The 25,045-nt window shown below is 72.2% G+C and carries 25 protein-coding genes; 15 read left to right on the top strand and 10 right to left on the bottom strand.

The features are described from left to right. The first annotated feature begins 214 nt into the window (after positions 1 to 214). The 3 genes from ABZ893_RS09885 (at position 215) to ABZ893_RS09895 (ending at position 3,545) form a co-directional block, all read left to right on the top strand. On the top strand, positions 215 to 1,249 hold the full coding sequence (locus tag ABZ893_RS09885) for a PP2C family protein-serine/threonine phosphatase (protein ID WP_361400194.1): 1,035 nt from the start codon (positions 215 to 217) through the stop codon (positions 1,247 to 1,249). Between the two features lie 287 nt (positions 1,250 to 1,536). After that, a complete protein-coding gene (locus ABZ893_RS09890; protein ID WP_361399619.1) occupies positions 1,537 to 2,877 on the top strand; it encodes a transcriptional regulator in 1,341 nt (446 codons plus the stop codon). 77 nt (positions 2,878 to 2,954) lie between these two features. Then, the gene (locus ABZ893_RS09895) at positions 2,955 to 3,545 is read left to right on the top strand and encodes an NUDIX domain-containing protein (protein WP_361399621.1); all 591 of its coding nucleotides are present in this window, start codon (positions 2,955 to 2,957) and stop codon (positions 3,543 to 3,545) included. A gap of 24 nt (positions 3,546 to 3,569) precedes the next feature. Here the strand turns inward: ABZ893_RS09895 and ABZ893_RS09900 are convergent, their stop codons facing one another. After that, positions 3,570 to 3,827, bottom strand: a complete 258-nt coding sequence (locus tag ABZ893_RS09900) for a hypothetical protein (protein WP_361399624.1) — start codon at positions 3,825 to 3,827, stop codon at positions 3,570 to 3,572. 193 nt (positions 3,828 to 4,020) lie between these two features. Continuing rightward, positions 4,021 to 4,881: a 3-hydroxybutyryl-CoA dehydrogenase gene (locus tag ABZ893_RS09905; RefSeq protein ID WP_361399627.1), complete on the bottom strand. Its 861-nt coding sequence runs from the start codon at positions 4,879 to 4,881 to the stop codon at positions 4,021 to 4,023. Positions 4,882 to 5,057: 176 nt separating this feature from the next. Here ABZ893_RS09905 and ABZ893_RS09910 point away from each other — a divergent pair, with 176 nt between their 5' ends. Beyond that, the gene (locus ABZ893_RS09910) at positions 5,058 to 6,266 is read left to right on the top strand and encodes a family 10 glycosylhydrolase (RefSeq protein WP_361399630.1); all 1,209 of its coding nucleotides are present in this window, start codon (positions 5,058 to 5,060) and stop codon (positions 6,264 to 6,266) included. A 6-nt stretch (positions 6,267 to 6,272) separates the two neighbouring features. Here the strand turns inward: ABZ893_RS09910 and ABZ893_RS09915 are convergent, their stop codons facing one another. Together ABZ893_RS09915 and ABZ893_RS09920 are read right to left on the bottom strand one after the other, a co-directional pair. Further along, the gene (locus ABZ893_RS09915) at positions 6,273 to 6,485 is read right to left on the bottom strand and encodes a DUF1918 domain-containing protein (RefSeq protein ID WP_361399633.1); all 213 of its coding nucleotides are present in this window, start codon (positions 6,483 to 6,485) and stop codon (positions 6,273 to 6,275) included. Between the two features lie 125 nt (positions 6,486 to 6,610). After that, complete coding sequence (locus ABZ893_RS09920; protein ID WP_361400197.1) at positions 6,611 to 7,447, bottom strand: DMT family transporter; 837 nt, start codon at positions 7,445 to 7,447, stop codon at positions 6,611 to 6,613. Positions 7,448 to 7,922: 475 nt separating this feature from the next. Here ABZ893_RS09920 and ABZ893_RS09925 point away from each other — a divergent pair, with 475 nt between their 5' ends. From ABZ893_RS09925 to ABZ893_RS09960, 8 genes are all read left to right on the top strand, one after another. Then, on the top strand, positions 7,923 to 9,359 hold the full coding sequence (locus ABZ893_RS09925; RefSeq protein WP_361399637.1) for a PLP-dependent aminotransferase family protein: 1,437 nt from the start codon (positions 7,923 to 7,925) through the stop codon (positions 9,357 to 9,359). A gap of 57 nt (positions 9,360 to 9,416) precedes the next feature. After that, positions 9,417 to 9,887: a GNAT family N-acetyltransferase gene (locus tag ABZ893_RS09930; protein WP_361399640.1), complete on the top strand. Its 471-nt coding sequence runs from the start codon at positions 9,417 to 9,419 to the stop codon at positions 9,885 to 9,887. A gap of 85 nt (positions 9,888 to 9,972) precedes the next feature. Next, positions 9,973 to 10,587 carry a phosphoglycerate mutase family protein gene (locus ABZ893_RS09935; protein ID WP_361399643.1) on the top strand — a complete coding sequence of 205 codons (615 nt, stop codon included), beginning with the start codon at positions 9,973 to 9,975 and terminating at the stop codon, positions 10,585 to 10,587. Between the two features lie 102 nt (positions 10,588 to 10,689). After that, positions 10,690 to 11,718, top strand: a complete 1,029-nt coding sequence (gene argC / locus ABZ893_RS09940; protein ID WP_361399646.1) for an N-acetyl-gamma-glutamyl-phosphate reductase — start codon at positions 10,690 to 10,692, stop codon at positions 11,716 to 11,718. A gap of 88 nt (positions 11,719 to 11,806) precedes the next feature. Further along, on the top strand, positions 11,807 to 12,958 hold the full coding sequence (gene argJ / locus ABZ893_RS09945; RefSeq protein ID WP_361399649.1) for a bifunctional glutamate N-acetyltransferase/amino-acid acetyltransferase ArgJ: 1,152 nt from the start codon (positions 11,807 to 11,809) through the stop codon (positions 12,956 to 12,958). Further along, complete coding sequence (argB, locus tag ABZ893_RS09950) at positions 12,955 to 13,878, top strand: acetylglutamate kinase (RefSeq protein WP_361399652.1); 924 nt, start codon at positions 12,955 to 12,957, stop codon at positions 13,876 to 13,878. The genes argJ and argB overlap by 4 nt, the downstream gene beginning before the upstream one ends. Continuing rightward, positions 13,875 to 15,077: an acetylornithine transaminase gene (locus tag ABZ893_RS09955; RefSeq protein ID WP_361399654.1), complete on the top strand. Its 1,203-nt coding sequence runs from the start codon at positions 13,875 to 13,877 to the stop codon at positions 15,075 to 15,077. Before argB ends, ABZ893_RS09955 begins: the two co-directional genes overlap by 4 nt. Before the next feature lie 17 nt (positions 15,078 to 15,094). Further along, a complete protein-coding gene (locus tag ABZ893_RS09960; protein WP_361399657.1) occupies positions 15,095 to 15,634 on the top strand; it encodes an arginine repressor in 540 nt (179 codons plus the stop codon). A 118-nt stretch (positions 15,635 to 15,752) separates the two neighbouring features. On the opposite strand, the gene ABZ893_RS09965 is transcribed toward ABZ893_RS09960, so the two are convergent. The 4 genes from ABZ893_RS09965 to ABZ893_RS09980 all read right to left on the bottom strand — a co-directional run bounded on the left by ABZ893_RS09965 (position 15,753) and on the right by ABZ893_RS09980 (position 19,461). Continuing rightward, complete coding sequence (locus ABZ893_RS09965) at positions 15,753 to 16,724, bottom strand: bile acid:sodium symporter family protein (RefSeq protein WP_361399660.1); 972 nt, start codon at positions 16,722 to 16,724, stop codon at positions 15,753 to 15,755. Positions 16,725 to 16,872: 148 nt separating this feature from the next. Then, on the bottom strand, positions 16,873 to 17,565 hold the full coding sequence (locus ABZ893_RS09970) for an FAD:protein FMN transferase (protein ID WP_361400200.1): 693 nt from the start codon (positions 17,563 to 17,565) through the stop codon (positions 16,873 to 16,875). Positions 17,566 to 17,596: 31 nt separating this feature from the next. Continuing rightward, positions 17,597 to 18,085: an FMN-binding protein gene (locus ABZ893_RS09975; protein WP_361399663.1), complete on the bottom strand. Its 489-nt coding sequence runs from the start codon at positions 18,083 to 18,085 to the stop codon at positions 17,597 to 17,599. 8 nt (positions 18,086 to 18,093) lie between these two features. Then, on the bottom strand, positions 18,094 to 19,461 hold the full coding sequence (locus ABZ893_RS09980; RefSeq protein ID WP_361399666.1) for a ferric reductase-like transmembrane domain-containing protein: 1,368 nt from the start codon (positions 19,459 to 19,461) through the stop codon (positions 18,094 to 18,096). Between the two features lie 262 nt (positions 19,462 to 19,723). Between ABZ893_RS09980 and ABZ893_RS09985 the strand changes: the two genes are divergently transcribed. Together ABZ893_RS09985 and ABZ893_RS09990 are read left to right on the top strand one after the other, a co-directional pair. Beyond that, complete coding sequence (locus tag ABZ893_RS09985) at positions 19,724 to 20,452, top strand: response regulator transcription factor (RefSeq protein ID WP_361399669.1); 729 nt, start codon at positions 19,724 to 19,726, stop codon at positions 20,450 to 20,452. After that, on the top strand, positions 20,449 to 21,963 hold the full coding sequence (locus tag ABZ893_RS09990; RefSeq protein WP_361399672.1) for a HAMP domain-containing sensor histidine kinase: 1,515 nt from the start codon (positions 20,449 to 20,451) through the stop codon (positions 21,961 to 21,963). The genes ABZ893_RS09985 and ABZ893_RS09990 overlap by 4 nt, the downstream gene beginning before the upstream one ends. Before the next feature lie 14 nt (positions 21,964 to 21,977). On the opposite strand, the gene ABZ893_RS09995 is transcribed toward ABZ893_RS09990, so the two are convergent. Next, positions 21,978 to 22,688 carry a L,D-transpeptidase family protein gene (locus ABZ893_RS09995; protein ID WP_361399675.1) on the bottom strand — a complete coding sequence of 237 codons (711 nt, stop codon included), beginning with the start codon at positions 22,686 to 22,688 and terminating at the stop codon, positions 21,978 to 21,980. A gap of 3 nt (positions 22,689 to 22,691) precedes the next feature. Beyond that, positions 22,692 to 23,279 carry a pyridoxamine 5'-phosphate oxidase family protein gene (locus ABZ893_RS10000; protein ID WP_361399676.1) on the bottom strand — a complete coding sequence of 196 codons (588 nt, stop codon included), beginning with the start codon at positions 23,277 to 23,279 and terminating at the stop codon, positions 22,692 to 22,694. A 247-nt stretch (positions 23,280 to 23,526) separates the two neighbouring features. On the opposite strand from ABZ893_RS10000, the gene argH reads away from it, so the two are divergent. After that, the gene (gene argH / locus ABZ893_RS10005) at positions 23,527 to 24,954 is read left to right on the top strand and encodes an argininosuccinate lyase (RefSeq protein WP_361399679.1); all 1,428 of its coding nucleotides are present in this window, start codon (positions 23,527 to 23,529) and stop codon (positions 24,952 to 24,954) included. Positions 24,955 to 25,045 lie beyond the last annotated feature (91 nt).

The following is a 25,045-nucleotide window of genomic DNA, read 5'->3' on the forward strand; positions in this document are numbered from 1 at the left end:
CGCGCATAAATGCGGGTTTTGCTGGGGTTCCTCACTCGTTTGGGTGAGTACAGTGGGCGATCTGGGGCTGTTCGGGGTGGGGGTGGACAGAATCATTCCGGTCCGCCGGGCCTGACGCGCTGAGCTGGGCCTTAGGGAGGCCGTCGGCATGATTCGTATCCTTCGCGGGACGGCCTGCCGACCCCGTAGCCCTCGGGTGTGCCGCGTGTTGGATCTGGCGCTGCCCACCGCCTGGGGCGCCGTGGCGATCACCTTCAAGCTTGCCTGTCCTCTCGCCCAGCAGACCGGGCTCGGCGCGCGCATCGTCTCCAGCGCCGTCTTCTTCGCCGTCGGCACCGGACTCGTCCTCCATGTGCGGCGCGGGTTCCTGCGCGAGCTGCACCAGCTCCGCAGAATCGCCGGCGCCGCGCAGGACGTACTGCTGCGTCCGCTGCCTCCCCGCATCGACGGGCTCGCCCTCGCCGCCGGACAGCTCTCCGCCGACCGGGGCGCCACCGTCGGCGGTGACCTGTACGAGGTCGTCGCCACCGATCACGGCGTACGCGTCGTCATGGGGGACGTGCGCGGGCACGGGGTCGCCGCCCTCGCGACCGTCGCCGCCGTCCTCGGCAGCTTCCGTGAGGCCGCGCACGACGAGGCCGAACTGGCCTGTGTGATGCGGAGGTTGGAGCGGGCCATGGGCCGGCATCTGCGTGAGCGGTCGCGCGAGGAGCATCCTTCGGCGGGCGGCGGGGACCCCGCCAGTCCGTCGGCGGAGGAGTTCGTCACCGTACTGCTCCTGGAGATCCGGCGGGACGGTGAGGTGGTCGCGCTCAACTGCGGGCATCCGTGGCCGTATCTGCTGCGCGGCAAGGCGGCGGGGCCCGCGGCCGTGGCGCGGGGGTACGCCGAACTCGTCGCAGGGGGTGAACCCCTGCCGCCGCTCGGTCCGTTCCCGCTGCCGGCCGAGCTGCCCGTCGTCCGGTGCGGGCGGCTGCTGCCCGGGGAGGGGCTGCTGCTCCACACCGACGGGATCGAGGACGCGCGGGACGGGCGGGGGCGGTTCTTTCCGCTGGCGGTGGCGCTCGCCGAGGCCGTTCGCGTGCAGCCGGTCGTCCCGAAGGCCGTCATCCGTGCCGTGTTCGCCCAACTCCTGCGCCACACCGGCGGGTTACCCACCGACGACGCCGCGCTGCTCGTGCTCCGGAACGACCGGACGAGGGTGCCTGTGCAATATGGGGAGCCCCGGGTCCACAGCGGCGCCAAGTAGATGGCGCGGCCGGTGGCCCTGACCCCGGGGCTCCCACCCCGGAGGCGCGCCGTCCGCCGGCCACGGAGTTTCGTCGGTCAGGCGGCCGGCCGGACGGCGCGAGGCGGGCCGCCGCACTTACGAGGGGGAGCCGGCGGCCCGGCGGGCCTCTCAACGAGGCAGTTCAGTCAATCGAGATGCATCACGCCACAAAAGAGTGCGCAACACCCGTATTCGGGCACTCGGTTCACACCCCGTGTGAACCCCGCTCCACTACGCTGACGGCACCGAGCCACCGGAGGGCATCCATGCAGCCCAACACCTTGCTCGACGCGATACTCGACGAGGCCGGAATCTCCCACGCGGGCCTCGCCGCGCACGTGAACCAGGAGGGCCGTACCCGCGGGCTCGCCCTGCGCTACGAACACACCGCCGTGGCCCGCTGGTTGAAGGGCCAGCGGCCGCGCGGCCAGGTGCCCGACCTGATCTGCGAGGTTCTCGCCGCCCGCCTGCACCGGCCCGTCACCCTCGACGACATCGGCCTCGGCGTACCCGGCGAACCGGCCGGCCAGCACGCCCAGACCCTCTCCGGATTCGTCGAGCGCGCCACCGCCCTGTGGCGTTCGGACGAGCAGCAGCGGCCCCACATACTCGGCGCCCCCGCCGTCACCGGCACCCCGGCCGTGATGCCCGTATGGGAGTGGGAGAACCCGCCTGAGGACACCGACGTGTCACGCGGCGGCCGGCACCGGGTCAGCCCCGCCGACCTGGAGATGATGCGCTCGGCCCGCACGCACTACGAGCAGATGTACCGCAAGGCCGGCGGCATCGCGACGCGCACCCGCATCGTCGGCTTCCTCAACGCGGAGGCCGCGCCCCTGCTGCGCGGCAGCTACACCGACGCGACGGGCCGCCAACTGCACCGCGCCACGGGCGGGTTGGTCGCCATCGCCGGGATCTGCGCCTACGACTCCGACGCGCACGGCCTCGCCCAGCGCTACTTCCACCAGGCCCTGCGCCTGGCCAAGGCGAGCGGGGACCGGGGGCTCGGCGCGTACGTCATCGCCCTGCTCGTCAACCAGTCGCTCCACATGCGCGAGTACCGCCAGTCGGTGGCCTTCGCGGAGGCCGCGCTGCGGGCCGCCGGCCGCCACATCACCCCCGCCCTCGCCTCGGATCTGTATGCGATGCAGGCGAAGGCGTACGCACATCTCGGCGACGGCAGCAGCGCGCTGTCCTGCATCCGGCGTGCCGAGTCGGCCGCCGAGCGCATCCGGCCGGGACATGAACCGGACGAGACGGGCTACGTGCAGCCCGGACTCGTCAACGTGCAGGTGGCGGAAGCCCTGTTGAGCCTCGGTGACCTCACCTCGGCGCGGGAGCACGCGGCCGCCGCCGTGCACAACCCCGCGCACGACCGGGGCCGCGTACACCGCCTGGCCATGCTCAGCCAGATCGAGCTGCGGCAGGGCAACGCCGAGAAGGCGATCGCCATCGCCGTCGAAATGGCCGAACAGGCCCGGGGGATGGAGTCCCAGCGGCTGCGCGAAAGGCTCCGGGCCGTGCGCGAGCACCTGGTGCTCAGCGGCTGCGCGGGCACGGCCGAGGCCGCCGAAATCATCGACGGGGCGCTGCGCGTACCGCTCTGAGCCCGCCGTGCGCCGTTCCCGCCCGTTCCGCCGCTGCTGCGATATTGCCATCTGACTCGGCGGAAGGTGGCAGAACCGTGCAGTGGACGAAACAGAACGAACAAACTGTGTATGAAAACCGTTGGTTCAGGGTCAATCTGGCGGATGTCGAACTGCCGGACGGCCGGCATCTCGACCACTTCGTCATCCGGCTGCGGCCCGTCGCCGTGGCCACCGTGGTCAACAAGGCGAACGAGGTGCTGCTCCTGTGGCGGCACCGCTTCATCACCGACAGCTGGGGCTGGGAGCTCCCGGCCGGCGTGGTCGAGGACGGCGAGGACGTGGCCGCGGCCGCCGCGAGAGAACTGGAGGAGGAGACCGGCTGGCGGCCGGGGCCCTTACGTCACCTGATGAGCGTGGAACCGTCCAACGGCCTGGAGGACGCCCGGCACCACGTCTACTGGGCGGAGCAGGCCGCGTACGTCGGCCCGCCCGAGGACGACTTCGAGTCGGACCGCCGCGCGTGGGTGCCGCTCGAACTCGTCCCCGGGATGGTCGCCCGCGGCGAGGTCCCGGCCGCCAACATGGCCGCCGCGCTGCTGATGCTGCACCATCTCAGGCTCGGGGTGGTCCCGCCGTCGGGCTTCGCGGGCGGTGCTCAGCCGTCAGGCTTCGCGGGAGGTGCCTAGCCGTCAAGGTTTCGCGGGCCGTGCTCAGCGGCCGACCGCCTGCCAGACGGCGAGGGCGAGCGCGCCGACCGCGGTGAGCGCGGCGACGGCCTGCAACGGCCAGCGGGTGTGTTCGAGTGCGGCGACCCGGGTGTTCAGGTCGTCCTGTTCCTTCACGCTCTGTTCGTCGCGCTGGGTGAGCAGCGCCAGCCTGCCGTCGACGCGGGCGAGACCCACGTCGAGGCTGCGGCGTAACTCCGCGAGATCTTCCGGGACCACGGGACGCTCGGGGTCGGCGGTCACGGTCCGGCTCCTTTCCGTAGCGGTGGACGCTGTGTCCTGCGCGGAAAGTCAACTCGCCTGGTGGGTACGGCGGGAGAGTGTGCGACGGGCATATGCGGGCCCGGCGCGCACACCCTGTGCGAACGGTTCGGGCCCGGCACTCCGAAGAGCGCCGGGCCCGGACCCACGGTCACGCGGAGTCAACCGCGCACGGTCACGCGTACTGGTAGAAACCCGAACCGGTCTTACGGCCCAGGCGGCCCGCGTCGACCATGCGCTGGAGCAGCGGGGGAGCGGCGTACAGGGGCTCCTTGTACTCGGCGTACATGGAGTCCGCGATCGACACGATCGTGTCGAGGCCGATCAGGTCGGAGAGCTTGAGCGGGCCCATGGGGTGGGCGCAGCCGAGCTCCATGCCGTTGTCGATGTCCTCACGGCTCGCGATGCCGGACTCGAACATCCGGATCGAGGAGAGGAGGTACGGCACGAGCAGCGCGTTCACCACGAAGCCCGAGCGGTCCTGGGCGCGGATCGCGTGCTTGCCGAGGACCTTCTCGACGAGGGCCTGAGCACGGCTGATGGTGCCCTCGGAGGTGGTGAGCGCGGGGATCAGCTCGACGAGCTTCTGCACCGGCGCCGGGTTGAAGAAGTGGATGCCGATGACGTGGTCGGGGCGCGAGGTCGCCACGGCCAGCTTCACGAGCGGGATCGACGAGGTGTTGGAGGCAAGGATGGCGTCCTGACGGGTGACGACCTGGTCCAGGACCTGGAAGATCTCCGTCTTGACCTGCTCGTTCTCGACGACGGCCTCGATGGTGAGATCCCGGTCGGCGAACTCACCGAGGTCGGTGGTGAAGCTCAGGCGGTCCAGCGTCTCGGCCAGCTCGGCTTCGCTGATCTTGCCGCGCTCGGCCGCCTTGGAGAGGGAGTTGAGGAGCCGGGTACGGCCGATCTCCAGGGCCTCGCCGGTGGTCTCCGCCACCTTCACGTCCAGACCGGAACGGGCGCAGACCTCTGCGATCCCGGCGCCCATCTGGCCGCAGCCCACCACTCCGACGCGCTGGATGTCCCCCATAGGGTCGGTCACCTCGTGCCTTTCGCTGTTCTCCGGCCGGCAGGACCCCCGGGTTCCGGCGCCTGCCTCGGCCCTGCACGTTACTCGGCGCCTCCCGGATGCGGCGGGCCGGGTCGGGCATCCTGTCCCCAGTGCGGCCCGGGACCAGCCGGGCCCGTGGGCCAGGGGGTCGGCGCATGAGGCATTTGTCACGCAGGGGTTTCACGGCGGCGGCGGCCGCCGTACTGACCGGACTCGCGGCCGGGGACGCGGCCGCCGCTCCGTCCGACGGCACCCCGGTGACCCACGAGATGCGGGGCATGTGGATCGCGACCGTGGCCAACCGGGACTGGCCCTCGAAGCCGGGCCTGAGCGCGGCCGAGCAGCGCGCGGAACTCGTCGCCCACCTCGACACCGCGGTGAGCCGCCGCCTGAACACCGTGATCCTCCAGGTGCGGCCCACGGCCGACGCCCTGTGGCCGTCCTCGTACGAGCCGTGGTCGGCGGTCCTCACCGGGGTGCAGGGCCAGGACCCGGGCTGGGACCCGCTCGGCACGGCCGTCGAGGAGGCGCACCGGCGCGGGCTGGAACTGCACGCCTGGTTCAACCCCTACCGCGTCGCCAACCACACGGACCTCACCCGCCTCGCGCCCACGCACCCGGCCCGCCGTAACCCCGGCTGGGCCGTCCCCTACGGCGGGAAGCTCTACTACAACCCGGGCCTGCCCGAGGTACGCGACTTCGTGCAGGACGCGATGCTCGACGCCGTCCGGAAGTACGCCGTCGACGCCGTGCACTGGGACGACTACTTCTACCCGTACCCGGTCGCCGGCCAGTCCTTCGACGACGACGCCGCGTACGAGGAGTACGGCGGGGACTTCGCGGACCGGGCCGCCTGGCGGCGCGACAACACCGACCGGCTCGTCCGGGGGATGGCCACTCGGGTGAAAGCGCTCCGGCCGATGGCCCAGTTCGGGATCAGCCCCTTCGGCGTGTGGCGCAACGCAGCGACGGACCCCCTCGGCTCGGACACCCGCGCGGGCGTGCAGACCTACGACGACCTGCACGCCGACACCCGGATGTGGGTGCGCAAGCGCTGGGTCGACTACATCTGCCCGCAGCTCTACTGGAACCTCGGCTTCCCCGCCGCGGACTACGCGAAGCTCGTCCCCTGGTGGTCGGACGTCGTACGGGGGACGGGGGTGCGCCTCTACGCGGGTGAGGCGCTGTACAAGGCGGGCGATCCGGCACAGCCCGCGGCCTGGCAGGATCCGGCCGAGCTGTCCCGCCACCTCACCTTCACCGAGCGGTTCCCGCAGGTGCGGGGCCATGTGTTCTTCTCGGGGACGGAGGTGGGGGCCGACCGGATCGGTGCCATGGCCCGGGTGGTCGGCGACCACTACTGAGCCGGGCTAGGGCGCCGGGTCCTCGTGGCGTGCGGCTTCCTCGTGCTGCACGACGGAGTCGGGACCTGGTGAGACGACCGCCTCGTGGCCGTCCTGGAAGCGGACCCGGAACGGCGGTTCGCCGTCGTGGCCCATGATTTCGACGATCTCGGCGACCCGGTCGTGCTCGCCCACGGTCCTGCCGTGCACCCGCAGCCGGTCGCCCTTGGTGGCACGCATCGTGAGTGACCTCCTCGTCCCTCGTCGACCCGTATCTCAAGAGTAGGGCCGGGTCCCGGGGTTGGGGACCCTGGGCGGCGGGCGCCCTGGTCAGCGAGGGCCTGACGGCCGGTGCGGGGCGTTGGTCAGCCGCGGGCTCGCTGTGTGACGGCGATGCATACGAGTACGGCCGCCGCCGTCAGGGGCGCGGCGGGGGAGAGGTGCTCGCCGAGCAGGAACACAGACCAGACCAGGGTGAGCAGCGGCTGCGCGAGCTGGAGCTGGCTCGCCTTCGGGATGCCGATCATGGCCATGCCGCGGTACCAGACGACCAGGCCGAGGAACTGCGAGCCCACGGCCACCCAGAGCAGTCCCGCCACGGCGTGCCCGGTCAGGTGCACGGGCTCGTGGCTCAGCGCGACGAGCGCCCCGGGCACGGCGAGCGGCAGGCACAGCACGAGCGCCCAGCCGATGACCTGCCAGCCCGGCATGACGCGGGCCAGCCGGCCGCCCTCCGTGTACCCGGCGGCGCAGATGAGAAGCGCGCCGAAGAGGTACAGGTCGGCGGTGGTGAGGGTGCCGCCGCTCTGCTGCACGGTGAACGCGATCACGGCGGCGGCGCCGGCGCAGGCCGCGATCCAGAAGCTCCGCGAGGGCCGCGCGCCGGTGCGCAGCGCCGAGAACAGGGCGGTCGTCAGCGGCAGCAGCCCGACGACGACGGCGGAGTGCGCGGTGGTGGCCGTCTCCAGGGCGAGCGTGGTGAGGAGGGGGAACCCGAGGACGACGCCCGCGCCGACCACCGCGAGCCCGCCCCAATGCCGCCGCTCGGGGACGGGGACGCGCAGCGCGAGCAGGCAGGACCCGGCGATCAGCGCGGCGAGCACGCTGCGCACGGTGACAAGACTCCACGGCCCGAACCCTTCGAGCCCCCAGGCGGTGGCGGGGAACGTGAGCGAGAAGGCGGTGACGCCCAGGGCAGCCAGGAGGGTGCCGGTGCGGGGGGATCGGGGGGTGGGGTGGTGTTGGGGGGTGGCGGAGGTGGGACGGCTGGGGCCGGGGTGCTGTGGGGTGATCGGGGTGGGGGTCGTGCCCGGACGTTGTGGGCCAGGGGTGGGACGGCTGGCGCCGGGGCGCTGGGAGGGGCCCGGGGTGAGGCTCGCGCCGGGACGTTGCGGGCCGCCCGGAGTGACGCTCGCATCGGGAGCGGTACCGGCGGTCGCGCTCGTGGTGGCGGGTGCGGTCGGCGCCTCGCTTGCGGAGGTGCCGGCCGGGGTGCTGCCGCCCGTCGGCATTCCGCCGCCGGGCATCGTCTCGGTCGCGGCGGTGCCGGCCAGCGTGCTCCCGCCCGCCGGCGTCCCGCCGCCCGGCGCCGTCTCGCCCGCGGAGGTGCTCCCGCCCGTCGCCGTCCCTCCGCCAACTGCTATCCCCATAGGCGCAGTAGCGCTATTCTCAGCTCTCATGAACGAGCGTAGCAGCGTAGGTGAGCTGGCGGCCAGGTTGCGGGGCGAGCTGGACCGCTACTCTCCCGGTGGAAAGCTGCCGTCGAGCCGGGCTCTCGTCGACCGGTTCCGGGTGAGCCCGGTGACCGTCTCCCGCGCGCTCGCGCAGCTCGCCGCCGAGGGGCTCGTCGTGACGCGCCCCGGGGCCGGTGCCTTCCGGGCCGAGCCCCGCGCGGCGGCGCAGCCGGTCGGTGACACGTCCTGGCAGGCGCTCGCCCTGAGCGCCGACTCCGCGACCGAAGTCGTACCGCGGGCCGTCGACGCCTCCGGAGTCCTCGCCACGCTCTCCGCCCCGCCACCCGGCGTCGTCGAGTTCAACGGCGGCTACCTGCACCCCACCCTCCAGCCGGAACGCGCCCTGTCCGCCGCGCTCGCCCGCGCGGGCCGCCGCCCCGGCGCGTGGGGACGGCCCCCGGTCGACGGGATCCCCGAACTCCGTGAGTGGTTCGCGCGCGGCATCGGTGGCGCGATCACCGCCGCCGAGGTGCTCGTCGCGTCCGGCGGCCAGTCCGCGCTGGCCACGGCGCTGCGCGCGCTCGCGCCGCCCGGCGCGCCCGTCCTGGTCGAGTCACCCACGTACCCCGGAATGCTGGCGATCGCGCGGGCGGCGGGGCTGCGGCCCGTGCCCGTGCCGGTGGACACGGACGGGGTGCGGCCGGAGCTGCTGGCCGAGGCGTTCCGGGCGACCGGCGCGCGGGTGTTCGTGTGCCAGCCTCTGTTCCAGAACCCGACCGGCGCCGTGCTGGCCGCCGAGCGGCGCCCCGAGGTGCTGCGGATCGCGCGCGAGGCCGGGGCGTTCGTCGTCGAGGACGACTTCGTGCGCCGCCTCGTCCACGAGGACGCGGGACCGCTGCCGAGACCGCTCGCGACCGACGACCACGACGGTGTGGTCGTCCACGTGTGCTCCCTGACGAAGGCGACCTCGCCCAGCTTCCGTATCGGCTGCCTCGCCGCGCGCGGCCCGGTCCTGGAACGGCTGCGCGCGATCCAGGTCGTCGACCACTTCTTCGTACCGCGCCCGCTCCAGGAGGCCGCGCTCGAACTCGTCGGCTCGCCGGCCTGGCCACGTCATCTGCGGACCGTGGCGGCCGAGTTGAAGGTGCGCCGCGACACGATGGCGGCGGCCCTGCGTACGACGCTGCCCGAACTCTCCGTGGCGCACGTGCCGTTGGGCGGTTATCTGCTGTGGGCGCGGCTGCCCGACGGTACCGACGAGACGGCGTTCGCCGCGGGCGCGCTGCGGGCAGGCGTCGCCGTCGCGCCCGGCCGCCCCTACTTCGCCGCCGAACCCCCGGCACCACACATCCGCCTGAGCTTCGCGGCGGTCGCCGGCACGACGGAGATCACCGAGGGCGTACGCCGCCTGCGCACCGCCTGCGACGAGGTACTGCAATAGATCCGGGGCGAGAAATCGGCTCGACGCGCCCCCACCCCACCTGAAAATCTCCCCGCCATGACGACAGACCCACCGAACCCCCTCGCCATGCTCCCCGACGGTTACGAGATCTCGTACGACACCGCGCGCGTCGACGCCGCCCGCGTGCACCGCTGGCTCTCCACGGACGCGTACTGGGCGTTGGGAAGGGCCCGCGAGCACCAGGACCGCGCGATCGCCGGGTCGCTGAACTTCGGGGTGTACGACAGCGCTTCCGGCGAGCAGGTCGCGTACGCCCGAGTGGTGACTGATCACGCCACCTTCGCCTGGCTCTGCGACGTCTACGTGGACCCGGCCGCGCGCGGCAAGAGCCTGGGCACCGCCCTCGTCGCCGCCCTCCGCGCGCACCTGGAGTCGTACGGGGTCCACCGCATCCTGCTCGCCACGCACGACGCGCACGGCGTGTACGAGAAGGCCGGATTCGCGCCGCTCGCCGAGCCGGAGAAGTGGATGGCCCTCGTCCTGAAGCGAGCGGGCGACCAGGGCTGAAGTGAGCGCGCCACCGGGGCCCATACGTCACGCATACGCCCCGATGGCCCTTGACCCTTACGGCGGCACACCCCACGATCGCCGGATGGCTGTTCGAGTGACGCTTCTCGCCGCCGCGCGCAGTGCCTCGCTGCTCGCCGAGCGCTTCGACGACGACCGGCCCCTCGACCACACCGGGTGGCACGAGGTGCAGATGGCCTCACCCGGACTCGTGCCGCTCGCCGCGGCGGAGCTGCGGTACTGCGCGCCCACCGCGCGCAGCCGTGGCACCGCCGAGGCGCTGGGCCTCGCGCCGCTGGCCCAGGTCGCCCTCCGGGACTGCGACATGGGCCGCTGGCGTGGCCGCACCCTCGCCGAGGTGACGGCCGTCGAGCCGGGCGCCGTCGACGTATGGCTGCGCGACCCGCGGTCGGCGCCGCACGGCGGGGAGTCGCTGCTCACGTTCATCTCCCGGGTCGGGGGCTGGCTCGACACCCGCCCCCGCGCGCTCGGCCTCGACCGGCCGGGACCCGCCCAGGCCTCGGACCGCGACGCGAGAGTCGTCGCCGTCGCCGAGCCGGCCGTGGTGAAGGCGGCCCTCGTCTACGCCCTCAAGGCGCCCCCGGCGACGTACTGGAACATCGACGTCCGTCCGCTGTCGACCGCCGTCCTCGTGGGTAACGCGGGTCGCTGGAGCGTGCGCCTGGATGCAACGGTCTGAGGGGGTACCCGTAAGGCCTCGGGACACGTCGTGAAAAGCGATCACCGCGTTGCATAAACGTGCAGGCCGACGTATAGTCATGCCATCCAAGAGGAGGGTTCCATGGCGGTACGCGTAGCAGTGGCAGGAGCAAGCGGGTACGCGGGCGGAGAGCTGCTGCGTCTGCTGCTCGCACATCCCAATGTGGAGATCGGCGCCCTGACCGGCAACTCGAACGTGGGGCAGCGCCTCGGCGGTCTCCAGCCGCACCTCGTGCCGCTGGCCGACCGGATCCTGGAGCCGACGACCGCCGAGGTGCTCTCCGGGCACCACGTCGTCTTCCTCGCGCTGCCGCACGGGCAGTCCGCCGCCGTCGCCGAGCAGCTCGGCCCGGACACGCTCGTCGTGGACATGGGCGCCGACTTCCGGCTGAAGGACCCGGACGACTGGGAGAAGTTCTACGGCAGCGGCCACGCCGGCACCTGGCCCTACGGGCTCCCCGAGCTGCCCGGCGCCCGCGCCGCGCTCGAGGGCACCAAGCGGATCGCGGTCCCCGGCTGCTACCCGACCGCCGTCTCGCTCGCGCTGTTCCCCGCCTACCAGGCCGGGCTCGCCGAGCCGGAGGCCGTGGTCGTCGCCGCCTCCGGCACGTCCGGCGCGGGCAAGGCGCCCAAGGCGCACCTGCTCGGCTCCGAGGTCATGGGTTCCATGTCCCCGTACGGCGTGGGCGGCGGGCACCGGCACACCCCCGAGATGATCCAGAACCTGGGCGCGGTCGCCGGAGTGCCGGTCACCGTGTCGTTCACGCCGACGCTGGCACCGATGCCGCGCGGCATCCTCGCCACGTGCAGCGCCAAGGCGAAGCCGGGCGTCAGCGCCGAAAGCATCCGCGCCGTCTACGAGAAGGCCTTCGCCGACGAGCCGTTCGTGCACCTGCTCCCGGCCGGGCAGTGGCCCGCGACCGCTTCGGTGTACGGCTCGAACGCCGCGCAGGTGCAGGTCGCGTTCGACTCGGCGGCCCACCGGATCATCGTGATCAGCGCCATCGACAACCTCACCAAGGGCACCGCGGGCGGCGCCCTCCAGAGCATGAACATCGCCCTTGGTCTGGAAGAGACCACGGGCCTTTCGACGATCGGAGTCGCTCCGTGAGCGACGCACGCGCGGCCGCCGGGCCGCAGATGGATACGAAAGCCGCGCCGCTGCGCCGCGCGGGCGGAGAAGCGAACAAGGAGACCCAGTGAGTGTGACGGCAGCCAAGGGATTCACGGCCGCGGGCATCGCCGCCGGGATCAAGGAGAACGGCAACCCGGACCTGGCCCTCGTGGTCAACCACGGGCCGCGCCTGGCCGCCGCGGGCGTCTTCACCTCCAACCGCGTCAAGGCCGCTCCGGTCCTGTGGTCCGAGCAGGTCCTCAAGGGCGGGCTCGTCTCCGCCGTCGTCCTCAACTCCGGTGGCGCCAACGCCTGTACGGGACCGAAGGGCTTCCAGGACACGCACGCCACCGCCGAGAAGGTGGCCGAGACCCTGGGCCTGAACGCCGGCGAGGTCGCCGTCGCGTCGACCGGTCTCATCGGCGTGCTCCTGCCCATGGACAAGCTGCTGCCGGGCGTCGAGCAGGCCGCGGGCGAGCTGTCGGCGGACGGCGGCGAGAAGGCCGCGATCGCCATCAAGACCACCGACTCGGTGCACAAGACCGCCGTGTTCCAGGGCGACGGCTGGACCGTCGGCGGCATGGCCAAGGGCGCGGGAATGCTCGCCCCCGGCCTCGCCACCATGCTCGTCGTCCTGACCACGGACGCCGACCTCGACAGCGAAATCCTCGACAAGGCGCTGCGCGACGCCACCCGCGTCACCTTCGACCGGGTCGACTCCGACGGCTGCATGTCGACGAACGACACCGTCCTCCTCCTGGCCTCCGGCGCCGCCGAAGTCACCCCGGACCACGCCGAGTTCGCCGCCGCCGTCCGCACGGTCTGCGACGACCTCGGACGCCAGCTCATCGGTGACGCCGAGGGTGCCAGCAAGGACATCAAGATCGACGTCGTGAACGCCGCGAGCGAGGCCGACGCCGTCGAGGTGGGCCGTTCCATCGCCCGTAACAACCTCCTCAAGTGCGCGCTGCACGGCGAGGACCCCAACTGGGGCCGGGTGCTCTCGGCGATCGGCACGACGTCCGCCGTGTTCGAGGCCGACCACCTGAACGTCGCCATCAACGGCGTCTGGGTCTGCAAGAACGGCGGCGTCGGCGAGGACCGCGAGCTCGTCGACATGAGCGCCCGGGAGGTCGTCATCACCGCCGACCTCGCGGCCGGCTCCGAGACCGCGACGATCTGGACCAACGACCTGACCGCCGAGTACGTCCACGAGAACAGCGCGTACAGCTCATGAGCAACACCACGCGGAAGCACACCGCGCTGCCCAAGGCACAGATCCTCATCGAGGCCCTGCCCTGGCTCACCCGGCACCAGGGCAAGACCGTCGTCATCAAGTTCGGCGGCAACGCCATGATCGACGAGGACCTGAAGGCCGCCTTCGCCCAGGACGTCGTCTTCCTGCACCACGCGGGCCTCAAGCCCGTCGTCGTGCACGGCGGCGGCCCGCAGATCAGCAAGGCGCTCGACCGGCACGGCATCGTCAGCGAGTTCAAGGCGGGCCTGCGGGTCACCACCGAGGACGCGATGGACGTCGTACGCATGGTGCTCGCCGGACAGGTCCAGCGCGAACTCGTCGGCCTGCTCAACCAGTACGGCCCGCTGGCCGTCGGCCTCACCGGCGAGGACGCGCACACCATCACCGCGACCAAGCACCAGCCGCGCATCGAGGGCGAGCTGGTCGACATCGGCCGCGTCGGTGAGATCACCCAGATCGACACGGGCGCCATCGAGGCGCTCCTCGCCGACGGCCGCATCCCGGTCGTCTCGTCGATCGCCCGTTCCCAGGACGACGGACATGTCTACAACGTCAATGCTGATACGGCGGCTGCGGCTCTTGCTGCGGCGCTCGATGCCGAGACCCTGATGGTCCTGACCGACGTCGAGGGCCTGTACGAGGACTGGCCGAACTCCGACGAGGTCATCAGCCGGCTCACCGCCAGCCAGCTGGAGAAGCTCCTCCCGGAGCTGGCCAGCGGCATGGTGCCGAAGATGGAGGGCTGCCTGCACGCCGTGCGCAACGGCGTGACCACGGCCCGCGTCATCGACGGCCGGGTCCAGCACTCGATCCTGCTGGAGATCTTCACCGACGAGGGCATCGGCACGATGGTCGTGCCGGACGCGCCCGACGCCATCGACGTACAGGGGGAGTCGTGAGCAACCAGGAGCTGACCGCGCGCTGGCAGGGCGCGCTCATGGACAACTACGGCACGCCCAAGCTGCCGCTCGTCCGCGGCGCGGGCGCCAAGGTGTGGGACGCCGACGGCAAGGAGTACCTCGACTTCGTCGGCGGTATCGCGGTCAACGCCCTCGGCCACGCGCACCCCTCGGTCGTCGAGGCCGTCTCCGGGCAGATCGCGTCGCTCGGCCATGTCTCCAACCTCTTCGTCGCCGAGCCGCCCGTCGCGCTCGCCGAGCGGCTGCTCCAGCTCTTCGGGCGCCCCGGCCGCGTCTTCTTCTGCAACTCGGGGGCCGAGGCCAACGAGGGCGCCTTCAAGATCGGCCGCCTGACCGGCCGGACGCACATGGTCGCCACGAACGGCGGCTTCCACGGCCGGACCATGGGCGCCCTCTCCCTCACCGGACAGCCCGGCAAGCAGGAGCCGTTCCGGCCCCTGCCCGGCGACGTCACGCATGTCCCGTACGGGGACGTCGAGGCGCTGCGGGCGGCGGTCACCGAGGAGACCGCGTTCGTCATCATCGAGCCGATCCAGGGCGAGTTCGGCGTCGTCGAGCCGCCCGCCGGCTACCTCCGGGCGGCCCGGGAGATCACCCGCGCCACCGGCACGCTCCTCGTCCTCGACGAGGTGCAGACCGGTGTCGGCCGCACCGGCCACTGGTTCGCGTACCAGGCGGAAGAGGGCATCGACCCCGACATCGTCACGCTCGCCAAGGGCCTCGGCGGCGGGCTGCCCCTCGGCGCGACCGTCGCGTTCGGCGCGGCGGCCGAGCTGCTGAAGCCCGGCCACCACGGCACGACGTTCGGCGGCAACCCCGTCGTCTGCGCGGCCGGACTCGCCGTCCTCGACACCATCGCGGGCGAAGGCCTCCTGGAGAACGTGAAGCGCGCCGAGGCACGGCTGCGGGACGGGATCACGTCTCTCCAGCACCCGCTCGTCAGCCATGTCAGGGGCGCCGGACTGCTGCTGGGTATCGTGCTCACCGAGCCGCTCGCGCCCCAGGTGCAGCAGGCGGCTCAGGACGCCGGCCTCCTGGTGAACGCGCCCGCCCCCGATGTCGTACGGCTCATGCCGCCGCTCAACCTCCACGACGACGAGGTGGACACCTTCCTCCAGGCGCTCCCCGGCATCCTGGACAAGGCCCACGAAGGGGCCGACGGGGAAGGACGATCCTGAGGAATGGGACGACGACGATGAGTCAGGCGCAGGACAACGAGCACGCCGGCGGGCCCGCCGTGCCGCAGACCCGCACTGCCCGCCACCGCCGGATCGTGGACATCCTCAACCGGCAACCGGTGCGCTCGCAGAGCCAGTTGGCGAAGCTGCTCGCCGACGACGGGCTCACGGTCACGCAGGCGACCCTCTCCCGTGACCTCGACGAGCTGGGCGCGGTGAAGATCCGCAACACCGGTGGCGAGCTGATCTACGCGGTGCCCAGCGAGGGTGGTTTCCGCACTCCGCAGGCGCCCCTCGGGGTCTCCGCCAAGGAGGAGCGGATGCGGCGGCTCGCGGGCGAGCTGCTGATCTCCGCGGAGGCCTCGGCGAACCTCGTGGTCCTGCGCACCCCGCCCGGCGCCGCCCAGTTCCTCGCCTCGGCGATCGACCAGGCGGAACTCCAGGTCATCCTCGGCACGATCGCGGGCGACGACACCCTGATGCTGATCAGCCGCGACCCGGCGGGCGGGCAGGCACTGGCCGACCATCTGTTGCGGCTGGCGCAGAACGAGCACTGAGCGCGGCTCTTCTTGGGGGAGCGGCTCACGGGCTTACGTCTTCATGCGCTCGCCCTTTTGAGTGATCGCGCCCCGAACTTCCTTGCATCATAAGGAAGTTCGGGGCGCGTTCGCGTTCTCAGGCCTGTTCGGCGCGGCGCGCCCGGTGAGACATCCAGGCCGCGACCAGCGCGCCCGACACGTTGTGCCATACGGAGAACACGGCGGCAGGGAGCGCCGCGAGCGGGCTGAAGTGGGCCGTGGCCAGCGACGCGGCGAGCCCCGAGTTCTGCATACCGACCTCGAAGGCCATCGCGCGCGACGACGGCGCCCCGAGGCGGGCCAGCTTCCCGGCGCCGTAACCGAGCGCGAGGCCCAGGCCGTTGTGGAGCACGACGGCGAGCAGGACGAGCCCGGCCGCCGACTTGATCGCGCCCGCGCTGCCCGCGACGACCACGGCGACGATGACGGCGATGGTCAGCGCCGACAGCCAGGGCAGCGCCCCGAGCACGCGGTCGACGAACCGGCCCAGGGCGAGGCGGACGAGCAGGCCCGCGACGACCGGCAGCAGCACCGTCTTGAGGATGTCCGTGACCATCGACGCGGCGTCCACTGGCAGGAACTCGCCCGCGAGCAGCAGCGTCAGCGGAGGCGTGACGAGGGGGGCGAGCACCGTCGAGACGGTGGCGACGGAGACGGACAGGGCGACGTCGCCACGGGCCAGATACGTGACGACGTTGGAGGCCGTGCCGCTGGGCGCGCAGCCGACGAGGATCACGCCCGCCGCCAACTGGGGAGGCAGATCAAGGGCGTTGGCGATGAGCCAGCCGAGTCCCGGCATGATCACGTAGTGCGCGACAAGGCCGAGACCGACCGCCCAGGGCCGCTTGGCGACGCCCTTGAAATCGGCCGGGGTCATCGTGAGCCCCATACAGAACATCACGACACCCAGCAGGTACGGCACGCTCGTCTTCCACCCGGTGAAAGCGTCGGGGAGGGCGAGCCCGATGCCGCCCGCCGCGAGCACGAGTACGGGGAAGACGGTGACGGCGAGGCGCGCGGCGCGGTCGCCGGTGTCGGTGGGCTGCGGGGTCAACTGTTGGGTCTCCACCGGGAGATGCAACGCCCCGAGCCGGGGTGGCCGCAACCGTGTCTCGTTATGTGGTCCTTACATCTTTATGGGGCGGTCGGAGTGGCTTTTCGGGGAGCGTCGCAATGGTTCTCGGGGGAGTCGCAATGGCTTTACGTAGCCACCGTCTTTACGGAGTCACCGACCACGTCTCCCCGTCCGGCGTCATCGCGAACGCCGTGACGCCGGGCTGCGCCTCCAGCCACGCCCGCGCCTGTGGCCCCATCGCGTACGCGGCGGTCGCCCACGTGTCCGCGTCGGTCAGCCCCTCGCACACGACGGTCAGCGAGGCGAGACCGTCGGCGGGCGCCCGCCCGGTGTGCGGGTCGACGATGTGGCAGCCGCGCTCGGCCGGCCCCGACGTGGCGACCGCGAGCGTGCCCTGCTGGGACTCGACGACCGCCGCCACCTGACCGGGGTGCAGCGGATCCGCGATGCCCACGCGCCAGGGGCCGCCGTGCAGCTGGACGTCACCGCCGCCGTTCACGCAGACGCCCGTCGCGCCCGCGGCGAGCAGCCCCTCGGCCGCCCGCTCCACCGCCCACCCCTTGACCAGGCCGCTCGGGTCGAAACCGCCGGCGTACCCGGTCGTGAACCAGCCGTCCGTCTGCTCGCGGGCCCGTTCGCACAGCCGCAGCACCTCGCGGACCTCCGGCGCGCTGTCCTCGGGCGCGAGCTCGCCCCGGGCGATCCGGCTGACCTCGCTGCCCTCGCGGTACGTCGAGAAGACGGCGTCCACGTGACGCAGCCAGGCCTCCGCCTCGTCCAGCGCCTGTGGGGTCACGTCCTCGCCCCGCGCGGTCACCGAGAAGACCGTGCCCATGGTGTGCACCACCCGGTGCAGCTCCGCCTCGTCACGCACGGGCCTGGTCCAATGCGCTCTGCAGCGAGGTGATGTAGCCCTCGCTGGTGTAGGTGGCACCGGAGACGGCGTTGATGTGCGCGCTCTGGGCGCTCAGGGTCTCCTGTACGAGGACCGGCACCGAGGACGAGGCGATGTCCTGGCTGCGGCGGTCGCCCGAGGGGGTCCGGACGGCACTGGCCGCGGTGATCTTCGTGCCGGCGACGGTGATCCGGACCTGGACGGGGCCGTAGCGCGTCTGGACGATCTCGCCGTCGAGGGTGCGCTTGACGGCGGCCTTGGCGACGCCTTTATGAGACGCCGAGCCGGACCCGGAGCCCGATCCGGTCCCGCCCGACGCCGCCGGGGCCTGTGCGGCGGCCGGGGCGGGCGGGGCGGCGACGGCCTGCTGGGAGTGCGGCTTGAGCGCGAGCGCCAGCGTCGTCACGGTGACGGTCGCGACGCAGGTCAGGACGGTGCGGCGGATCGGATGGGCTCTCATGGCGCGGCTCACAGCTCGAAGGACTCGTGGTGGACACGGGAGGCGGGCACCCCGGCCTCGCGCAGGGCGTCGTACGCGGCGAGTGCGAGACCGGGTGGCCCGCACAGGTACACGTCGTGGGACGCGATGTCCGGCAGCATCCGGCGCAGGCCGTCCGCCGTGATGTCCGTGCGGGAGCCGTCGGCGTCGTTCAGCGCGTACACGAGACGGGCGCCGCGGCCGGCGGCGATCGACTCCAGTTCGCCGCGCAGCGCCAGCTCCTCGGCGGTACGGGCCCGGTAGAGCAGCGTCAGGTCGCCGGGCGCCGCCGGCAGCGTCTCGAACAGGGTGCGCAGCGGCGTGATGCCGGTGCCGCCCGCGATCAGCAGCACCCGGCGCGAGCGCCGCCGCCCCGCCGTCAGCGCCCCGTACGGTCCCTCGGCCCACACCCGCGTGCCCTGCTTCAGGCCTGCGAGGGACGCGCTGTGGTCGCCGAGCGCCTTCACCGTGATCCGCAGGAACCCGTCCCGCGGCACCGCCGACAGGGAGTACGGGTGCGAGGCGCTCCACATGCCGGGAGCCAGGAACCGCCAGCGGAAGAACTGCCCCGCCTCCGCGCCCAGCTCCTGGAGCTGCCGCCCGCTCACCCACACCGACGTCACCCCCGGTGCTTCCTGAACGACGGCCTCGACCCGCAGCCGGTGCCGGACGTTGAGCCGCACCGGAACGAGCACCCGGAACCACAGCACGAGCGCGGCGACCCCGAGGTAGAGCACGTACCAAGCGGCGCGGGCGACCGCACTGCCGGCGAAGTCGGCGCCGAGCGTGAGCTGGTGCCAGAACGCGAGGAAGATCGCGAGGTACGTCAGAACGTGCAGGTAGTACCAGGTCTCGTACCGCATCCGGCGGCGCACCGCGCGCGCGGACACGAACCCCACGAGCACGAGGATCGCCGCGCCGATCGTGCCCTTCAGCATGTCCTGGTAGTCGAAGACGATCGTGGTCAGCTCCGACACGGGGTTGGTGTGGCCCTGGGCCGAGTAGCCGAGCGTGATGAAGACGATGTGGCCGAAGAGCAGGCCGATCGTCCAGCGGCCGGCCGAGGCGTGCCAGCGTGCGGTCCGGTCGCTGCCGAGGCCCTTCTCCAGGAGCGGTACGCGGGCCATCAGGGCGACGAGCAGCGCGCACATGTAGCCGCACATCAGGCCCATGATCCGGCCCGCGCCCGTCAGCCAGCCGTCCAGTCCGGACACGACGCCCGTGCCCTGCCACCACAGGGCGAGCACCGCGGCCCCGCCCGCGTACGCGGCGGCCAGCAGCGGCACCGCGGGGGAGCGGTGGCGCGAGCGGCGCGGGGCGCGATGGCTGAGCGGCGGTGGACTGTGCGTCGTGGTCACCGGGTGGGCTCCTCGGGGGATCGGGGGCGGGCAGGACAGATCCAACTCTGCGGCCCGAACTTCTGAGCGGGCTCTGAGCGAGAGGCTCCGCACGTGGGTCAGGGGCGGGGCCGGCCCGTGCGGCGGCGCGCTTTTCGGGGCCGAATCAGGGCGTTTCGGGGCCGTTTCAAGGTCGTTTTCAGGACCGTCCCGCCCCGGCACGCGCTCAGAGCGAACTCATAGCAATCCAAGAGACGCTTCGAAGAGACATGCTTGAGGAGACATGAACGAACGCCCCGCACTCACCCGCCCCGACGGCGCCCCCGTACGCGTCCTCGTCGTCGACGACGAACCCGACATCGCCGAGGTCGTCACCGGCGTCCTGCGCTACGAGGGCTGGGACGTCCGCACGGTCGGGACCGGCCGGGACGCCGTGCGCGAGGGCCGCGAGTTCCAGCCCGACGCCGTCGTCCTCGACATCATGCTGCCGGACCGCGACGGCCTGTCCGTCCTGCGCGAGCTGCGCGACGAGCAGCCGCACGTGTGCGTCCTCTTCCTCACAGCGCGCGACACCGTCGAGGACCGGGTCGCCGGCATCACCGCGGGCGGCGACGACTACGTGACCAAGCCGTTCAGCCTGGAGGAACTGGTCGCCCGGCTGCGCGGCCTGCTGCGCCGCGCCGGCATGACCCGGGAACTCGCCGAGAGCGACCGGCTCACCGTCGGTGACCTGGTCATGGACGAGGACGCCCGCGAGGTCACGCGCGACGGCACGGGAATCGACCTGTCGCCCACCGAGTTCGAGCTCCTGCGCTGCCTGATGCGCAACCCCCGCCGCGTCCTCAGCAAGACCCAGCTCCTCGACCGCGTCTGGTCCTACGACTTCGGCGGCCAGGCCCACGTCGTCGAGCTCTACGTGTCCTACCTCCGCAAGAAGATCGACGCCGGCCGCGAACCCATGATCCACACGGTGCGGGGCGCCGGATACGTGCTGAAGCCGGCGGGCCGATGAGCGGTACGCGTATCCCGCGCATCCGGCGTTTCCCACGCATCCCGCGCATCCGGCTGGTCCCGCACACCCTGCGCGCGCGGCTCACCGCCGGGCTCGTCCTGCTGCTCGCGATCAGCTGCGCGGCCGTCGGCGTCGCCGCCGTCGTCGAGCTGCGCGGCTTCCTCACCGGACGGGTCGACCAGCAGCTCCACGACGCGGGCACCGCCCTGCCCGCCAGCCTCGAACACAGTGGCCGGACGCGCAACGACCACGACGGGGACGAGAGCGCCGACACCCGCCGCCAGGCCACCGGCACCCTCGGCATCCGGCTGGTCGACGGCTCCGTCACCAACGCCGCCGTCGTCCGGGCGGCCGCCTCCAACGGCACCGCCGATCTGGCCGTACGGCTGTCCGACACCGACCGCAGGACCCTCGCCGCCGTACCGGCCGACGGGCGCGGCCACACCATTCAGCTGTCATCGCTGGACGACTACCGGGTCCAGGCACACACGGGCAGGGACGGCGACGTCCTGCTCACCGGCCTGCCGATGGAGCCCGTGGAATCCGCCGTCCACCGGCTCGAACTGGTCTCGGCGGGCGTCTTCGGGATCGCGCTCGCCGTCACCGGCGTCGCGGGCGCGCTGTGGGTGCGCTGGTCGCTGCGTCCGCTGAGCCGGGTAGCCGCGACCGCCACCCGCGTCAGCGAACTCCCGCTCGCGAGCGGCGAGGTGGCCCTGCCCCCGCGCGCCCCCGAGTCCGACCCGCGCAGCGAGGTGGGCCAGGTGGCCTCCGCCTTCAACCGGATGCTGGGCCACGTCGAGGACGCGCTCACCCGCCGCCACGCCTCCGAGGAACGCCTGCGCAGCTTTTCCGCCGACGCCAGCCATGAACTGCGTACGCCCGTCGCCTCCATCCGGGGGCACGCGGAACTGGCCCTCCTGCACCGGGGCCCCGTCCCCGCGGAGGTGCGCCGCGCACTGGAGCGCATCGCCGCCGAGTCGGGACGGATGGGCGGCATGGTCGAGGATCTGCTCCTGCTGGCCCGCCTCGACGCGGGCCGGCCCCTGGAACGCGAGCCGGTCGACCTCACGCGCCTCGTCCTCGACGCGGTGACCGACGCGCGCGCCGCGGGCCCGGACCACCGCTGGGCCATGGAACTCCCCGAGGAACCGGTCACCGTCACCGGCGACGCGCACCGCCTCCACCAGGCCGTCGCGAACCTCCTGGCCAACGCCCGCCTGCACACCCCGCCCGGCACCCGGGTCACCACCCGCATCGAGACCGACGCATCAGGAGTCTCGCTGTCGGTACGGGACGACGGCCCCGGCGTACCGGAGGAGATCCAGGGCGGGATCTTCGAACGCTTCACCCACGGGGACCGGCCCCGGACGGCGGGGGCGGGCGGCGGTGCGGGACTCGGCCTCGCCATCGTCACGGCAGTCGCGGACGCGCACGGAGGGACGGCCACGCTGAGGAGTGAGCGGGGCGCGACGGTGTTCACGGTCCGGCTTCCTGACACGCCGCCCTCTTAGTAACGGGTGATCGCTTAGTAACGGGTGATCGCCGTCGCGCCCGAATCGGTCCCGATCGCGATGTGCGGCCGGCGCTCCGGGTCGGCCCACCGCAGGATGCGCCGCATCGCGTCGGCCGGGACGGACACGCAACCGGCCGTCGCCCCACGCCCGTTCACGTGCAGGAAGATCCCTGCCCCACGCCCGCGTACCGGCCGGTCGTAGTTGTAGCCGATGACGAAGGCGTGGGCGTACTGCGTCGCGTACGACACCAGATGTTCCGACTCGGCGGCGCGGCAGTCGGCCGGACGGGGCTCGGTCCAGCGGTTGTAGGACTGCGAGGCGTTGTCCTGACACCACCAGGAGTCCTGATGCACGGGCCGGTACGGGGTGGCCGTGCCGACCGGTGCGGGCTCGGTCCCGAAGGCGTACGGCAGGTTGTACAGCCCGGTGGGCGTCGTGTTCGTGCCTTGCTTGCGGGTGGCGCCCTCGGCGAGCCCCTTCGCCCCGAACCGCGCCGCCGCCGAACCCATCGCGACCCACTCCCCGCCGCGCCGGTCCCACCAGGTGACGGTGCCGGTGGTGGAACCGGTGCTCGCGGCTTGCGCGGTGACCAGCTGCGACCCGCCGCCCGTATAGGCCATCCGCCCGGGCAGCGTCCCGGAGCCCCCGGACGGCGCCGCACCCATGATCAGCAGGGCGGTGGGCACGGCGACACAGGCAGCGATGACGGATCGTGAGCGCATGTGTCAGACGGTAGTGGGCGGCAGGGGGAGCGGCAGCCCGGGCAGGCCGTCGATACTCCGCGCGACGTGCTCCTTCTTGGTGAAGTACTCGCTCAGGGAGGCGTCGTCCTCACGCGCGAAGCGCTTCCCGTGCAGATCGCGGTCCTCGTCGTACGTCATCAGGGGGACGGCGTAGCCGCAGGTGTCGCGGATGAGGTCGGCGGTCACGACGATGATCGCGCGCAGTCCGTGGAGGGATGGGTCGATGTCAGGGAAGTGTTCGAGCAGGTCCCTGAAGCGTGGGTCGTCACGGAAGACGGGTTCGCCGCTGCCGTGCACCCGGACGATGTTCGGAGGACCCTGGAAGGCGCACCACATGAGGGTGATGCGGCCGTTCTCGCGCAGGTGCGCGATCGTCTCGGCGTTGCTGCCGGCGAAGTCGAGGTAGGCGACGGTCCGCTCGTCGAGCACGGCGAAGGAACCGGTGAGGCCCTTGGGGGAGAGATTGATCGTGCCGTCGTCCGAGAGGGGCGCGGTCGCGGTGAAGAACATCGGCTGTTCCTCGATGAACGTACGGAGCCTGCCGTCTATGCGTTCGTAGGTCTTTCCCATGGCTCACGATTATCGACCGAAGATCGTTTGCCTGTCTAAGGATTATGCGGGGCAGGGGTGTCGCGCGCGACGGGCGGCTGGATTGACGAATCATGCAGTCGAATGCATACTCATGCATAACGCGGGGAGGGCCGGCGTCGTCCTCGTGGGTCGTGGCGCAGCGCGACCTCGCCCGACACCCGTTACGGGACAGGGCGCGACGGGGAACAGAAGCCCCGCCCGCCCCACCGCACCTTAGGAGCAAACCGTGAGCAGCAACACCGGCGATGTCCGCCTCTGGGGCGGCCGGTTCGCCGACGGCCCCGCCGAGGCCCTGGCGAAACTCTCCGCCTCGGTCCACTTCGACTGGCGCCTCGCGCCGTACGACATCGCCGGCTCCCGCGCCCACGCGCGCGTGCTGCACAAGGCGGGCCTGCTCACCGAGGACGAGCTGACCCGGATGCTCGCGGGCCTCGACCAGCTCGAAGGCGACGTGGCCGACGGCTCGTTCGTCGGCACGATCGCCGACGAGGACGTCCACACCGCCCTGGAGCGCGGTCTCCTGGAGCGCCTCGGCCCCGACCTCGGCGGCAAGCTGCGCGCCGGCCGGTCCCGTAACGACCAGGTCGCCACGCTCTTCCGGATGTACCTGCGGGACCACGCGCGCGTCATCGGCGGCCTGATCGCCGACCTCCAGGACGCGCTCGTCGGCCTCGCCGAGGCGCACTCCGACGTCGCCATGCCCGGCCGCACGCACCTCCAGCACGCCCAGCCGGTCCTGTTCGCGCACCACGTCCTGGCGCACGTCCAGTCCCTGTCCCGGGACGCCGAGCGGCTGCGGCAGTGGGACGACCGCACGGCGGTCTCGCCGTACGGCTCCGGCGCGCTCGCCGGTTCGTCCCTCGGCCTCGACCCGGAGGCCGTCGCGAAGGACCTCGGCTTCGAGCACGGTTCGGCCGCCAACTCCATCGACGGCACCGCCTCGCGCGACTTCGTCGCGGAGTTCGCGTTCATCACCGCGATGATCGGCGTGAACCTCTCCCGGATCGCCGAGGAGATCATCATCTGGAACACGAAGGAGTTCTCCTTCGTCACCCTCCACGACGCGTTCTCCACCGGCTCGTCGATCATGCCGCAGAAGAAGAACCCGGACATCGCCGAGCTCGCGCGCGGCAAGTCCGGCCGCCTCATCGGCAACCTGACCGGCCTCATGGCCACGCTGAAGGCCCTCCCGCTCGCGTACAACCGCGACCTCCAGGAGGACAAGGAGCCGGTCTTCGACTCCTGCGACCAGCTCGAGGTCCTGCTGCCCGCCTTCACCGGCATGATGGCCACGCTCACGGTGAACCGGGAGCGGATGGAGGAGCTCGCCCCGGCCGGTTTCTCGCTCGCCACCGACATCGCCGAATGGCTCGTCAAGCAGGGCGTGCCGTTCCGTGTCGCCCACGAGGTCGCCGGCGAGTGCGTCAAGGAGTGCGAGCAGCACGGCATCGAGCTGGACCAGCTCACCGACGAGCAGTTCGCGAAGATCTCCGAGCACCTCACGCCCGAGGTGCGCACCGTCCTGAACGTCCCCGGCGCGCTCGCCTCGCGCAACGGACGCGGCGGCACCGCTCCCTCAGCCGTCGCGGTGCAGCTCACCGAGGTGAAGGACGACCTCGCTGTGCAGCGGGCGTGGGCGGACGCCAAGTCCTGACCTGTAGCTGTAGCTGTCGCAGCGCGTGGCCCGGCCCCTTCGGGGGGCCGGGCCACGTCGCGTTTTCCGGTGGCCGTACAGCAGCACAGCC

Source organism: Streptomyces sp. NPDC046821 (genome assembly GCF_040645335.1).
GTDB lineage: Bacteria > Actinomycetota > Actinomycetes > Streptomycetales > Streptomycetaceae > Streptomyces.

Coding starts and splice junctions, on each gene's coding strand:
- ABZ893_RS09890 (WP_361399619.1), top strand. CDS start 1,537: ATGCAGCCCAACACCTTGCTCGACGCGATACTCGACGAGGCCGGAATC.
- ABZ893_RS09905 (WP_361399627.1), bottom strand. CDS start 4,881: ATGGGGGACATCCAGCGCGTCGGAGTGGTGGGCTGCGGCCAGATGGGC.
- ABZ893_RS09910 (WP_361399630.1), top strand. CDS start 5,058: ATGAGGCATTTGTCACGCAGGGGTTTCACGGCGGCGGCGGCCGCCGTA.
- ABZ893_RS09915 (WP_361399633.1), bottom strand. CDS start 6,485: ATGCGTGCCACCAAGGGCGACCGGCTGCGGGTGCACGGCAGGACCGTG.
- ABZ893_RS09925 (WP_361399637.1), top strand. CDS start 7,923: ATGAACGAGCGTAGCAGCGTAGGTGAGCTGGCGGCCAGGTTGCGGGGC.
- ABZ893_RS09930 (WP_361399640.1), top strand. CDS start 9,417: ATGACGACAGACCCACCGAACCCCCTCGCCATGCTCCCCGACGGTTAC.
- ABZ893_RS09935 (WP_361399643.1), top strand. CDS start 9,973: ATGGCTGTTCGAGTGACGCTTCTCGCCGCCGCGCGCAGTGCCTCGCTG.
- argC (WP_361399646.1), top strand. CDS start 10,690: ATGGCGGTACGCGTAGCAGTGGCAGGAGCAAGCGGGTACGCGGGCGGA.
- argB (WP_361399652.1), top strand. CDS start 12,955: ATGAGCAACACCACGCGGAAGCACACCGCGCTGCCCAAGGCACAGATC.
- ABZ893_RS09960 (WP_361399657.1), top strand. CDS start 15,095: ATGAGTCAGGCGCAGGACAACGAGCACGCCGGCGGGCCCGCCGTGCCG.
- ABZ893_RS09970 (WP_361400200.1), bottom strand. CDS start 17,565: ATGGGCACGGTCTTCTCGGTGACCGCGCGGGGCGAGGACGTGACCCCA.
- ABZ893_RS09975 (WP_361399663.1), bottom strand. CDS start 18,085: ATGAGAGCCCATCCGATCCGCCGCACCGTCCTGACCTGCGTCGCGACC.
- ABZ893_RS09985 (WP_361399669.1), top strand. CDS start 19,724: ATGAACGAACGCCCCGCACTCACCCGCCCCGACGGCGCCCCCGTACGC.
- ABZ893_RS09990 (WP_361399672.1), top strand. CDS start 20,449: ATGAGCGGTACGCGTATCCCGCGCATCCGGCGTTTCCCACGCATCCCG.
- ABZ893_RS09995 (WP_361399675.1), bottom strand. CDS start 22,688: ATGCGCTCACGATCCGTCATCGCTGCCTGTGTCGCCGTGCCCACCGCC.
- ABZ893_RS10000 (WP_361399676.1), bottom strand. CDS start 23,279: ATGGGAAAGACCTACGAACGCATAGACGGCAGGCTCCGTACGTTCATC.